11 protein-coding genes are annotated in these 12,386 nt (G+C 66.0%); 4 read left to right on the plus strand and 7 right to left on the minus strand.

The window, feature by feature from the left end:
* Positions 1-117 precede the first annotated feature (117 nt).
* On the minus strand, positions 118-2,508 hold the full coding sequence (locus XH85_RS37820) for a bifunctional diguanylate cyclase/phosphodiesterase (protein WP_128935985.1): 2,391 nt from the start codon (positions 2,506-2,508) through the stop codon (positions 118-120).
* A gap of 330 nt (positions 2,509-2,838) precedes the next feature.
* On the opposite strand from XH85_RS37820, the gene XH85_RS37825 reads away from it, so the two are divergent.
* Positions 2,839-4,005, plus strand: a complete 1,167-nt coding sequence (locus XH85_RS37825; RefSeq protein WP_128935986.1) for an ABC transporter substrate-binding protein — start codon at positions 2,839-2,841, stop codon at positions 4,003-4,005.
* 6 nt (positions 4,006-4,011) lie between these two features.
* Here XH85_RS37825 and XH85_RS37830 read toward each other — a convergent pair whose 3' ends face one another.
* Positions 4,012-4,989 (minus strand): NAD(P)-dependent oxidoreductase, encoded by a 978-nt coding sequence (locus XH85_RS37830; RefSeq protein WP_128935987.1) that lies wholly within the window; start codon positions 4,987-4,989, stop codon positions 4,012-4,014.
* A 167-nt stretch (positions 4,990-5,156) separates the two neighbouring features.
* Positions 5,157-5,600 carry a DoxX family protein gene (locus XH85_RS37835; protein ID WP_128935988.1) on the minus strand — a complete coding sequence of 148 codons (444 nt, stop codon included), beginning with the start codon at positions 5,598-5,600 and terminating at the stop codon, positions 5,157-5,159.
* Positions 5,601-5,697: 97 nt separating this feature from the next.
* Between XH85_RS37835 and XH85_RS37840 the strand changes: the two genes are divergently transcribed.
* Together XH85_RS37840 and XH85_RS37845 are read left to right on the plus strand one after the other, a co-directional pair.
* The gene (locus XH85_RS37840; protein ID WP_128935989.1) at positions 5,698-6,618 is read left to right on the plus strand and encodes a LysR family transcriptional regulator; all 921 of its coding nucleotides are present in this window, start codon (positions 5,698-5,700) and stop codon (positions 6,616-6,618) included.
* Positions 6,619-6,762: 144 nt separating this feature from the next.
* A complete protein-coding gene (locus XH85_RS37845; RefSeq protein ID WP_128935990.1) occupies positions 6,763-8,241 on the plus strand; it encodes a caspase family protein in 1,479 nt (492 codons plus the stop codon).
* Between the two features lie 50 nt (positions 8,242-8,291).
* Here the strand turns inward: XH85_RS37845 and XH85_RS37850 are convergent, their stop codons facing one another.
* From XH85_RS37850 to XH85_RS37860, 3 genes are all read right to left on the minus strand, one after another.
* A complete protein-coding gene (locus XH85_RS37850; RefSeq protein WP_091879095.1) occupies positions 8,292-8,657 on the minus strand; it encodes a hypothetical protein in 366 nt (121 codons plus the stop codon).
* Positions 8,658-8,691: 34 nt separating this feature from the next.
* Positions 8,692-9,990, minus strand: coding sequence for a Spy/CpxP family protein refolding chaperone (locus tag XH85_RS37855; RefSeq protein WP_128935991.1), 1,299 nt, complete (start codon positions 9,988-9,990; stop codon positions 8,692-8,694).
* A gap of 102 nt (positions 9,991-10,092) precedes the next feature.
* Entirely contained in the window at positions 10,093-11,517 is a 1,425-nt protein-coding gene (locus tag XH85_RS37860; protein WP_128935992.1) for an FAD-binding oxidoreductase, read from the minus strand.
* 86 nt (positions 11,518-11,603) lie between these two features.
* Here XH85_RS37860 and XH85_RS37865 point away from each other — a divergent pair, with 86 nt between their 5' ends.
* Positions 11,604-12,110 carry a thioesterase family protein gene (locus XH85_RS37865; RefSeq protein WP_128935993.1) on the plus strand — a complete coding sequence of 169 codons (507 nt, stop codon included), beginning with the start codon at positions 11,604-11,606 and terminating at the stop codon, positions 12,108-12,110.
* Positions 12,111-12,115: 5 nt separating this feature from the next.
* Here the strand turns inward: XH85_RS37865 and XH85_RS37870 are convergent, their stop codons facing one another.
* The gene (locus XH85_RS37870; protein WP_018319670.1) at positions 12,116-12,289 is read right to left on the minus strand and encodes a DUF1328 domain-containing protein; all 174 of its coding nucleotides are present in this window, start codon (positions 12,287-12,289) and stop codon (positions 12,116-12,118) included.
* Between the last annotated feature and the right edge of the window lie 97 nt (positions 12,290-12,386).

Below are 12,386 nucleotides of genomic sequence, written 5' to 3' on the forward strand. Positions count from 1 at the left end.
GACGGTCCTTGGGACCATCTCGGGAAATCCGGGTCAAGCGCTTTTCATGCATGCCCGCTGAGCGACAGCGCGGTCGCATTTGAGAGCGGCCCTGCGTCCATCCTTCGAGGCGCGCGCTCAGGCGGCGTCGCGCCGTGAGCGCTTGGCGGGCGCGTCCAACAGGATCCGCTCGATCGGCTGCGGACGGCCGAACAGATAGCCTTGCGCAAAATTGACGCCGAGCGCCTTCAGCCGCTCGAACTCCTCGCGGGTCTCGACGCCTTCCGCGGTGACCGACATGTCCAGCCCGCGCGCCAGCGTGACGATCGAGGAGATGATGGCGGAGCTGCGCGGCTGATGCGTGAGGTTGCGAATGAACGACTTGTCGATCTTGATCTTGTCGAACGGGAACGCAGTCAGATAGCTGAGCGAGGAATAGCCGGTGCCGAAATCGTCGAGCGCGAGCTCGATGCCGAGATGCTTCAGCCGCTCCATGAAGGCGTGGTTCTCGGTGCCGCGCTCCAGCAGCACGGATTCCGTGATCTCGATCTCCAGCCGCTGCGGCGGCAGACCGGAATCTGCGAGCGCCGCCGAGATCATCTCGAACAGCTCCGCCTCCTTGAACTGGATCGGCGACAGGTTCACGGCAACCATCAGATCGGGCGGCCAGTTGGCGGCGTCAGCGCAGGCGCGGCGCAGCACGAATTCGCCGAGCGGCACGATCAGTCCGGTCTCCTCGGCGAGCGAAATGAACTGGTCCGGCGGGATCAGTCCGCGCGTCGGATGCCGCCAGCGCACCAGCGCCTCGAAGCCGCGCCGCGCGCCGCTGAGAGCATCGACGAACGGCTGGTAGTGCACCTCGAGCTGACACTGCGCGATGGCGTCGCGCAAGTCGCCTTCCAGCGTGTTGCGCGCCTCGAGCTCGGCCGACATCGCCTCGTCATAGATGGTAAAGCAGTTGCGGCCCGCCGATTTCGAGCGATAGAGCGCGAGGTCCGCTTTCTTCAACAGCTGTTCCTGATCGCTACCGTGATCGGGCGCGATCGCGATGCCGATGCTGGTGCCGATCTCGACGCGATGCCCGGGCAGCAGGAAGGGTTCGGCCACCAGCTTGGCGATCCGTCCCGCCAATTCGGTCGAGCAGGCGCGCTGATCCTGACACCGCTCCTGGATGACGGCGAATTCGTCGCCGCCGAGCCGCGCCAGCACGTCGCTCGCCCGCACCGCGGATTTCAGCCGCTGCGCCACCTGGCGCAGCAGTGCATCGCCGGCACCGTGACCGAGGGAATCGTTGACGTTCTTGAAGCGGTCGAGGTCGAGCATCAGAATGGAGAAGGTCGGGCCATCGTCCTTCAATCGGCCATTGAGCTCGTCGAGCCGGGCGAGGAAGAAGGCGCGGTTCGGCAGGCCGGTCAGAATGTCGGTCTGGGCGAGCTCGAGCACCCGCCGGTTCGCAACCGACAGCCGGCGTGAATTGCGGCTGGCGAGCATGAGATAGGTCGACAGCGACAACGTCAGCAGCATGCCGACGATGAGGACTGCGGCGGCGCGATCGTAGGACGTCTCCAGTGAACCGCCCGCTGACGGCATGGCGCGCACCTGCCAATCGGTATCCCCGATCTTGAGAGTGCCCGACCAGTGCAGGGTGCGTGCGACATCGCGCATCGACTGCGGCGCCTTTGCAGCCGACGAATAATCTGGCTGCGTTTGCTCCAGGCTGACGATCTGCCCCGTGAAGGGCGGATAGACATTCACGCTGATGGCGGGGCTTGCTCCGGTCGTCACGCGAATGGTCTGGATCAGCAGCGGCAGATCGAAGATGCCGACGACGAAGCCGGCGAGATTGCGGCGGCGGTCCGCGACCGTCTCGCGCGAGGTTCCCTTGGCGTAGACGGGAATGGCGACGAGGACGTCGGGCAGCTGGCCGCCCTCCTTCGGCTCATAGAGGCGGGTGCGAATGGCAGCCAACCGATCGTTGTCGCGCGCGCGTTCCAGGACTGCGCGGCGCTCCGGCACCGTCGAATAATCCATGCCGTAGACCGAAGACGTCTTCGGCTGTGTCGAGTAGAACACCGGAAAATACTCGTCGCTCTGCGGTGCGGTCACAAAGCCTTTGTCCTGGAGCGCCTTGATGCGATAGCCGGACACGCCGTCGGTGATCGCCGCGGCCTCGTAGTCGGCGCGCTCCTTGCGGTTCACGCGCGGCAGCCAGGCGATGCGCAGCATGCCGGGATGGCGCTCGAACAGCCGGGCGCTGAAGGTCTCGAACTCGCTGCGGGTGATTTCCTCGTTGGTGGACTCGAACAGCGTGCGCAGCGCGACGAGCCTGGAGATGTACTCGTTCATGCCGTTCTGCATGACGATCGCTTCGGTTTCGGCCGCGTTCTCGAACTCGATCTTGTTGACGCGGTCCTCCCATCGCGCCACGGCGGCCGCGCCGACCAGCGAGAACAAGACACCGACGCCGACCGCGACGAGCGCAGGACGATACAGCCCGAGCTGCGCCGCGGCACGCCACCGTCCGGTCATGCGTTTCCGATCCTGATCGTTCTGATCGCGGTCGCCCATCCTGAAACCGCCCCCGTCCCCTCTTCGCGACGCACCGAACCTCTGGTTGAGGTGCCGGAACCACTATCGGAACAAGGACGCGGTTAAGAACTGCACAATTTCGGAACCGGGCCGTTGTGCATTGCGTGGCTTAGTTAATGAAGTGCGCCAATGGCGCGGCATTGTGGAAGTAACTTGCCGGTTTTACCCGGAGTACTACGGTCCGCCGGTGCATCGCCCAATTAGCGAGCTATTCAGGCTGCCGGGATATGCTTCGCGGAGCTTCTCCGTTCATCCGGCAAGACCTCCCCGATGTATCGATTTCGATCGGCGCCATGCGTCGTCCTGGCCATCGCGCTCTTGGCCGCAACCATGCTCGCGGCCAAAGCCGACGAGGCCGGCGTCAGCTCGGATGCGATCCTGTTCGGCCAGGCCGCGGCGCTCGAGGGTCCCTCTTCCGCGCTCGGACAGCGCATGCGGCAGGGCATCGTCGCGGCGTTCACCGAGATCAACGCCAAAGGCGGCGTGCACGGTCGCAAGCTGCAACTCATCAGCCGCGACGACGGCTACGACCCCGACCGCTCGGTGGCGCAGACACTGCGGCTGATCGAGGACGACAAGGTGTTCGCGCTGATCGGCGCGGTGGGCACGCCGACTGCGATGGCGACGATTCCCATCACCAGCGCCAGGAACGTGCCCTTCATCGGCCCGTTCACCGGCGCCGAATTCCTGCGCGATCTCGAACTTGCAAACGTCGTCAACATCCGCGCGAGCTACGGCGCGGAAGCCGAAGCCTGGATCAAGCACCTCACCGAGGATCGCAAGTTCACCCGCATTGGCATCTTCTATCAGGATGATTCCTTCGGCCGTGACGGTCTGACCGGCGTGAAGCGCGCGCTCGCCAGGCGCGGCCTCGAGCTCGCTGCCGAAGGCACCTTCGAGCGCAACACCCGCGCGGTTGCTCAGGCCTGGCGCATGATCAAGCGTGCCGACCCCGAAGCCATCGTCATGGTCGGGACCTATGGTCCCTGTGCCGAGTTCATCAAGCTCGCTCACCGCAGCGGCGCTCGTCCGACCTTCGTCAACATCTCCTTCGTCGGCGCCAATGCGCTCGCGAAGGAGCTCGGCCCCGAGGGCGAAGGCGTCATCGTCTCGCAGGTCGTGCCGTCTCCCTGGGATCGCTCCTTGCGGCTCGTCGCCGACTACCAGGCGGCCCAGACAGCATTCGACCCCGCGCTGACGCCCGATTTCGTGTCGCTCGAAGGCTATCTCTCCGGCCGCCTCGCGGCCGCCGCGCTGGAGAAGGCCGGACCGAACCCGACGCGCGCGAGCCTGTTGCGCGCCATCAACGACGTCGGCCGCTTCGATATCAGCGGCAGCATCGTCACCGTCGGCACGCGCATGATCGACGCGCCGCCAAAGGTGTATTTGACGGTGATCCAGAAGGACGGGTCGTTCAAGGCCGTGGATCGGCTTTAGCGCGGATCAAGGCCGCCGCGTCCAGCGGTCGGCGTTGACGGCGCCTTGCGGGACCTCGCCTTTGACGATCGCCTCGACCTGACGCACCGTTTCCAGCGACTGATATTCGATCGCCTGCGGGGTCAAGCCGCCGACATGCGGCGTGGCTATCACGTTCGGCAGCTTTGCGAGCTCCGGTGTCGGCATCTGGTCGGGCGCGCGGCCGACATCCATGGCCGCGCCGGCGATACGATGCTCGAGCAATGCCCGAGCGAGTGCCGCCTCGTCGACAAGATTGCCGCGCGAGAGATTGATGAAGACGGCGTGCTTCAGCATCCGGGCCAGTGCCGCTTCCCCAATCAGGTTCTCGGTCTGCTCGTTGGCGATGGCGAGGCAGACGACGTAGTCCGATGCGGCGAGGAGCTCGTCGAGAGAGAGATGCCGGATCGCGGCGTCGCTGACGGTCGCGTAGGGATCGGCGACCAGCACCTCCATGCGCAGCACCTTTGCCACCTCGGCGAGATAGCGCCCGATGCTGCCATAGCCGATGATGCCGATCCGGCTGCCGGCGAGCTGGCGGCCCATCCGCGCCTCCGGCTTGCGGCCGGCCTGGTAGTCGACTGTGGTCCGCGAGACGCCGCGGGAGAGATCGACCATGAAGCCGAGCGCGAGCTCGGCCACGGCTTGAACGAAGCCGGGGCCGGCACGAGTCACGAGCACGCCGGCCTCTGAGGCCGCATCGACATTGACGTTGCGAATGTCGACGGCGCAGCGAACGAAGGCACGCAGGCGCGGCAGCTGCGCAAAGATCCCGCCGCGTCCCTCCGTTATGCGGTCGGCGACGATGATGTCGGCATCCTTGGCCGCACGCACGAGGCCGGCTGCGTCCAGCGGCTCGTCGCCTTCGTGCAGGATCACCTCGGCGGCCGCGCGCAGGCCGTTCAGGCTGCGATCGCCATAATAGTTCCGCCGCATCTCCGGCGTGTGGGCCAGCAGGACTTTCAAGGGCAAGACTCCTTCAATAGCCAAACGCGCGCGGCAGCGCGGTCGAGAACCACGGCACGAAGGCGATGACGAGCAGGCATAGCATCAACCGGCCCAGATAACCCGCGCAACAAAAAGAGCCGCGGGATCGTGATCCCGCAGCTCCCGCGTTTCAACGATGGCCGATGTCAGCGCGAATGCGCGCCGCTCAGCTGTCCGCTCACCGCTTCGACGTCACGCGAGGGACGCAGCGCGTAGGCGCCGTCACCGAGCAGGGCCTGTGCCGCGAGCGCGATCGCCCAGAAGGCGGGGAATTCCCAGCCGCCCTTCGGATTGGTGAAGAAGAAGCCGGCCGCGCCGTGCACCGAGAAGATCGCGCCGAGCAGGATCGGGATTCCGGCCAGCGCCGCATAGCGGGTCCGGACGCCGAGGATCAACGCGACGCCGCTGAGGACTTCCACGGTCATGATGAGATAGGCGAGCTCGGGCGGGAAGCCGAGGCTGCCGAAGAACTTTGCGGTGCCAGCCGGGGTGAAGACAAAGAGCTTCAGGCTGGCATGGGCGAGGAACAGGGCGCCCAGGGTCACGCGCAGCACCAGCGCGGCATAAGGGGCGGTACGGGATTCGATCATGGCAGGTCTCCTTTGCGGCGCAACATGATCTATTCTCATATCGACGATAATCTGCTATTTTCGAAATATACCTCACACTGACAGAGTGAGATAGGTTTTGCTCGACCGCCTGACCAGTCTGGAGATCTTCGCCAAGGTCGCCGCAGTCGGCAGCCTCTCCGGCGCGGCCCGGGCCATGGGCCTGTCGCAGACCATGGTGACCAAGCATGTCGCCTCGCTGGAGGCGCGGCTCGGCGCAAAACTGTTCCACCGCACCACGCGGCGGCTCTCCATCACCGAGGCCGGACGGAGCTATCTTGAATCTGCCGAGCGCATTCTCGCCGACATGGAGGCCGCCGACGCCGCGATCGCACGCGAACGCGTCGAGCCGCGCGGGCTGCTGCGCGTCAACGTCCCCGTCGTGTTCGGCACAAGGCAGATTGCGCCGCTGATCGCGGAGTTTTCGGCAGCCCATACCGAGGTCACCGTCGAGCTCGGTCTCAACGACCGCCTCGTCGACCTCGCCGAGGAAGGTTGGGACCTCGCGATCCGCATCGGCAGCTTGCGCGACTCCAGCATGGTGGCCCGAAAGCTCGCGCCGAACCGCCTCGTGGTCTGTGCCGCACCTTCCTATCTTGCCAAGCACGGCACGCCGCGCACCGTCGCCGACCTCGCCGGACATAATTGCCTCGGCTACACGCTCTCGCAGCAGGCGAGCGCGGCGGAATGGCTGTTCGGCGTCGAGGGCGAGATCCGCGTCCAGGTCAGCGGCACCTTGCGTGCCAACAACGGCGATGCGCTGCGCGCGGCGACGCTGGCCGGCCTTGGCCTCGCGCGACAACCCACCTTCATCATCGCCGACGATCTTCGCAGCGGCGCGCTCGTCGCACTCGCGCTCGACCAGCCGGAGATCCAGACTTCCGCAGTGCATGCGGTCTACCTGCCCGACCGCCGCCCGCCGGCCAAGGTGCGCGCCTTCATCGACTTTCTCGCCGCGCGCTTTGCGCCTGTGACACCCTGGGATCGCGGACTGCCATGACGGCGCACGGCCGGACGCGCCAGCTCCGGCAGACCCACTGCCCGATTTGTCGCACGCCCAACGTGAGCCAGCGCACATACAGTGTCATGGCAGGGACTTAGAAAAGGTGCCATCATCGTGCGCATTGCCGATGGAGGTGACACCATGCGCCGTCCAGCCTTTTCCAATTTGCTGCTTGCATCCGGTTTTCTTGCGCTCGCACAGGTGATGACGCCGAGCGACGCCGCCGCCGAAGCGCGGCTCGCGCTCGTGATCGGCCAATCCGCCTATCGCACAGTACCGGAACTGCCCAACGCCGCCAACGACGCCAAGGGCATGACGGAGCTGCTCGGCAATGCCGGCTTCACCGTCACCACGGCGGCCAATCTGGCGCAGAACGAGATGCGCGCGGCGATCTCGGATTTCGCCGGCAAGGTCGGCGCCAGCGGTGCCGATACCGTCGCTTTGGTATTCTATGCCGGCCATGGCCTGCAGATCGACGGCGAGAACTATCTCGTGCCCGTCGATCTCGATCCCAAGCGCGAGGCCGACATTCCGCTCCAGGGCGTGCGGCTGAACGACCTGCTCAACACGCTCGGCGCCCTGCCGACGCGGGCGCGCATCTTCATGCTCGATGCCTGCCGCAACAATCCGTTCCCCGCGCTCAGCGGCGCCGGCCACGGGCTTGCGATCGTCGACACCAAGGCCGGCGCGCCCGGCTCCTTCATTTCCTATTCGACGTCGCCCGGTGCCGAAGCCGAGGACGGCAACGGCATCGACAGCCCCTACACCACGGCCGCGCTGACCATCGCCAAGCAGCCCAATCTGCCGATCGAGGAGGTGTTCAAGCGCATCCGCGTCGCGGTGGCGCAATCGACTGACGGGCGGCAGATCCCCTGGGAAAGCTCGTCGCTCACCACCGATTTCAAGTTCTTCGGCGAAAGCAGCCAGCCGTCGTCCCTTCCAGGCGCAGATTCGATGGCGCTCGCCAGTGCCACGCGCAGCGTCGAGGATTGGCGCAAGGATTTGCAGGGCAAGCCTGCCAAGGTCGCCTATGAGCTCGTGATCACCGAGGACACGGTGCCGGCCTATCAGGCCTATATCGAGCTCTACGCACAGGACGCCCGCACGCCGCGCCTGCGCACGGTGCTGGAGCGGCGGCGGCAGATGCTGGCCTGGGAACGCGCGGTCTCGATCAACACCCGCGCCTCGTTCGAAGCTTATCTTGCGAACTGGGACAACAGCGATCTCGCCGCGACCGCGCGCAGGCTGCTGCTCCGCGTCCAGAACCGCAACTATGGCCTGCCCGTTGCCGCCGCTGCGACGCCAGCCCCGGTCGCCGTCGCGATGGCGCCTACCTGCCCCTGCTCGACGCCATCGGCACCGGCAACGCCGGTCAATCCGAGCGTTGCGCCCATCATCAAGAAGCGCGTCGACGACACGCCGCCGAAACGCAAGGTGGTCGAGGCGCCGCCGAAGCGCCGGCCCGCCCCTCCGCCCGAGGAAGTGGTCTACGAGCGCGCGCCGCCCCCCGGGCCGCCGCCCGGCGCCGTGATGCAGGGCATCGGCATCGGAATCGGGATCGGCATGGGAATGGGCGGCCGCGGCGGAGATCACTATCGCGGCGACGACCGCAGATATTAAGCCGGTCCGGCACAAACAGAAATCCGGCTCGCCAATGGCGCGAGCCGGATCTACTGCGACAGCACCGGATAATCCTGCTGCACGGCCTCCCGGATCCAGCCAGCTTGGATCGCGCGCGAGAGTATCTGCGCAGTCTTGATGTCGTCGGCTTTCATGCAGAGATCGACAATGCGGCGGACAGCGTCGTCGCGCATCAGGTCGTCGGAGATCTTCATCGCGATTTCCATCGCGACGCGGGCCGCGCGTTCATAGCGCCCGCGCGTGCTGGTCGGCGCTGAACTTCCGGCGGCTTCGGCGATCGCCCGCGCAGCCTGGCAGATATTGCGAATGCGGTCGGCTGCTTCGATGTCGCCGATCGGTCCCTGGATCGGCTCGTCCCAGATGTCAGCCGGTGCCGGCCTTGCGAACCACTTCATTGCCCCGCCCCTGGTCTTCGATTGCTTGCGGCGTTCACGACATGCGGCGCGGGCCGATCGCCTCGAACTGCGCCTTCTGCTCGTCATTCAGCGTCGCGTAGAAATCATCGAGCGCCGCGCGCACCGACTTGATGCCATCCAGCATCACGTCGAGGCGCTTGCGGATTGCGGCCATGCGTGCCGGCGGTGTCATCACGTCATTGGGCTCGCAGGCCGCCTTGAGCGATGCACTGACTTTGGCGCTGGTATCCTGGAGCACCTGGAGCGCCGCACGCTGGGTATCGTTCGGATGAATCCTCTCCTCGATCGTGGCGCCGGGCCAATCGAACGCGGCGGACGCGCTGCAATTCTGTACCGGGGATCCGCTCGCATTGTTCGATGCGGTTGCACGACGCTGATCGTCAGCCAGCGCATTGAAACGTGCCTTCTGCTCGTCGTTAAGCGAACCATAGAACGTCTCGAGCGCGGGCTGGACCAGATCGACCCCCTTCTCCATCGCCTCGACACGCTGCTGCATCGCCGCGAGCCGGCCCGGCGCCGTCGCTGCGGCCTGGGTCGGACAGGACGCGCGGATCAGCGCTGCCGCGTCGATCGAGGCGTTGCCGAGCGCATCGAGAGCGGCGCCTTGCGCATCGCTCGGCTGCACCGCGGCCGCAATCTGATCGATCGGCAGACCGACGATTGCACGGCGGTCGCTGCCGCAGAGCTGATCGAGCGGCGCGCCGCGCGCCCGCCGTCGTCCCTGCGGTTGCTGCGGCAGATAGGCGGACAACCGATCATAACCGTAGGGTCCGAAAATGCCGGCATAGATGTCCGGATAGCCGTAGCCCCAGAAGCCGAGGCCGTCGCCCCAGATCGTGTAGTCGTAGAGATCATTGTAGGCGAACGGCCAGAACAGCGGTCCGACCCAGCCATAGCCGCCACCCGCATGTTGCCACCATCCGCTGCTTGCGCCGCTCCAGCCCGCGAGTGCGGCTGCGGCGGCGAGCTGCGCACGCGCCGCCGGATTGCTGATCAGCCGGCCGCTCCGGAATGCGCTGGAGTTCAGGGCATTGCGGAAGTTCGCCGGCCGTATCGCCGCATTGCGGATCTGACCGAAATTCGGGCCGCCATGCCGGGCGCCGGTGGTGAACCGCATCCCGCGATGATGCCCGCCGCCGTGCGCGTGCCCACCGCCATGGCCGCGGAAATGGCCGCCACCGTGATGACCACCGCCGTGCCCGCCTCCATGGCCACCGCCGTGACCGCCGCCATGTCCGCCCTTGGCCAGAGCCGCGCCTGCCAGCATGCAGGCAAACGCCACCGCGGCAATTCCGACGACCCGTCGCATCATCACACCCTCCCGCGCAAAGCCCTGCCATTGAGGCATCGGAACTTGGCGGGAATTGGAACCGGCAACGCTGCCGAAAGTTCCCGGTCCCCGGCTGCGCAGGCCCTAGGCCTCCGGCACGATCTTGCCGGGGTTGAAGATATTGAGCGGATCGAGCGCCTTTTTCAGCGCCCGCATCGCATCCAGCGCTTCGGGGCCGAGCTCGGCCTTGAGATATTTCTGCTTGCCCTGGCCGATGCCGTGCTCGCCGGTGCAGGTGCCGTCCATCGCCTGCGCGCGCTCGACCAGGCGATGCATGAACTCCTCGCCGCGCGCCATCTCGCCGGGATCATTGACGTCGCAGACCAGCGAGCAGTGGAAATTGCCGTCGCCGACATGGCCGACGATCGGCGACAACAGGTTGAGGCGCTTGAGATCCTCCTCGGTCTCGCTCACGCAGTCGGCGAGACGCGAGATCGGCACGCAGACGTCGGTTGCGACCACGCCGATGCTGTCGCCGGGGCGTAGCGCCTTCACCGACCAATAGGCGTCGTGCCGGGCCTGCCATAGTTTGGTGCGGTCCTCCGGCTTGGTGGTCCAGGAGAACTCGCCGCCGCCGCATTCTCTCGCGATCTCGCCGAAAGCCTTGGACTGCTCGCCAACCTCGATCTCGCTGCCGTGGAATTCCATCAGCAGCAGCGGCGTCTCCGGCAGCGTCAGCTTGGAATAGGCGTTGCAGGCCTTGACCTGCGCAGCATTGAGTAGCTCGATGCGCGCCACGGGAATGCCGGTCTGGATCGCCAGGATCACCGCCTGACAGGCGCCGTGCACGGTTTCGAATGACACCGCGCCGGCCGCTATGGTCTCGGGGATGCCGCGCAGGCGGATCGTCAGTTCCGAGATGATGCCGAGCGTGCCTTCGGAGCCGACGAACAGATGCGTCAGGTCGTAGCCGGCGGACGACTTTTTCGCGCGCGTGCCTGTGGTGATGATCTCGCCGTCGCCGCGCACGACCTTCAGCGCCAGCACACTCTCGCGCATGGTGCCGTAGCGCACCGCATTGGTGCCGGAAGCGCGGGTCGAAGCCATGCCGCCGAGCGAAGCGTCCGCGCCGGGATCGATCGGGAAGAACAGGCCCTGGTCGCGCAGATGCTCGTTGAGCGCCTTGCGGGTGACGCCGGGCTCGATCACGCAGTCGAGGTCCTCGGCATGCACCGCGAGCACCTTGTTCATGTCGCGCAGGTCGACCGAGATGCCGCCCGCGGGCGCGTTGACCTGGCCCTCGAGCGAGGTGCCGGTGCCGAAGGGAATGACGGGGACGCGATTGTTGGCACAGATCCGCACCACGTCCTGGATGTCGGCGGTCTCCTGCGCCATCACCACGCCGTCGGGCGGCTGGTTGACGATCCATGTCGTGGTATGGCCGTGCTGCTCGCGAACGGCCTGCGAGGTGATGAGGCGGTTGCCGAAGCGTGCGGCAAGCTGTTCCAGCGCACTTGCGAGGGCTTTCGGCTCCGGCCGCGGCGGATTATTGGTGATGGTCGTGCCCACGGACATTCCTCCCGAGAGAAGAACCGTGGCAAAGGACATAAAACCGGTCAAGTCAAGGGACCGGACGCATGGCTAGGGAAGGACATATGCCGGAGACTACCGCCTCAGCGCCCCAAGCGCAGCCATTCCGCGCCTCGATCATGCAGATCGAGCCGCAATGGATCGACTACAACGGCCATCTCAACATGGCCTATTACAACGTGATGTTCGACCGGGCGATCGACCAGCTCTGGCTCGAGTTCGGGATGGGGCCGGCCTACATGAAGGAGCGAGGCGGCTCGAGCTTCACCGCCGAATGCCATGTGCGCTATTTGCGCGAGATCCATCTCGGCGATCCCGTGCAGATCTTCGTCTGGCTGCTGGAGGCCGACGACAAGCGGCTGCACACCTTCGAGGAGATGCGTCACGCGACCGAGGGCTGGTTGTCGGCCACGTCCGAGAACATGTCGCTGCACATGGACATGAATGCGCGGCGCGTTGCGCCGTTTCCGCCTGATATCCGCGAGCGCATCGCTGTGGTCACAAAGGCCCACAGCGCGGTAGCCCGACCCGAGGGCATCGGCCGGAACGTGGCGATGCCCTCGAAGCGGTAGCCGCGCTATACCCTGTTGCGCCCGCGCGCCAAGCCGACCACGGCCGAGACCAGGAACAGGACGACCGCGATGAAGAAGATGATCTTGGCGATCTCGATCGAGGCGCCGGCGATGCCGCCGAAGCCCAGGATACCGGCGATCAGTGCGATAACCAAAAACGTCACAACCCAGCCAAGCATGGTCAAACCCTCGTCTTGATGTCTGTCTGCGTCCAGCGCGGCTGCCGCGCCACCTGCCCAGACAATCTCGACGCGAGAATGATGGTTCCGGCCCACG

It is taken from the genome of Bradyrhizobium zhanjiangense, assembly GCF_004114935.1.
In the GTDB taxonomy this organism is placed as follows: Bacteria; Pseudomonadota; Alphaproteobacteria; order Rhizobiales; family Xanthobacteraceae; genus Bradyrhizobium; species Bradyrhizobium zhanjiangense.

What these genes read in the sequence shown, in the direction of transcription:
- XH85_RS37820 (WP_128935985.1), bottom strand. Translation starts at nt 2,508, where the DNA reads ATGACCGGACGGTGGCGTGCCGCGGCGCAGCTCGGGCTGTATCGTCCT.
- XH85_RS37825 (WP_128935986.1), top strand. Translation starts at nt 2,839, where the DNA reads ATGTATCGATTTCGATCGGCGCCATGCGTCGTCCTGGCCATCGCGCTC.
- XH85_RS37835 (WP_128935988.1), bottom strand. Translation starts at nt 5,600, where the DNA reads ATGATCGAATCCCGTACCGCCCCTTATGCCGCGCTGGTGCTGCGCGTG.
- XH85_RS37845 (WP_128935990.1), top strand. Translation starts at nt 6,763, where the DNA reads ATGCGCCGTCCAGCCTTTTCCAATTTGCTGCTTGCATCCGGTTTTCTT.
- XH85_RS37850 (WP_091879095.1), bottom strand. Translation starts at nt 8,657, where the DNA reads ATGAAGTGGTTCGCAAGGCCGGCACCGGCTGACATCTGGGACGAGCCG.
- XH85_RS37855 (WP_128935991.1), bottom strand. Translation starts at nt 9,990, where the DNA reads ATGATGCGACGGGTCGTCGGAATTGCCGCGGTGGCGTTTGCCTGCATG.
- XH85_RS37865 (WP_128935993.1), top strand. Translation starts at nt 11,604, where the DNA reads ATGCCGGAGACTACCGCCTCAGCGCCCCAAGCGCAGCCATTCCGCGCC.
- XH85_RS37870 (WP_018319670.1), bottom strand. Translation starts at nt 12,289, where the DNA reads ATGCTTGGCTGGGTTGTGACGTTTTTGGTTATCGCACTGATCGCCGGT.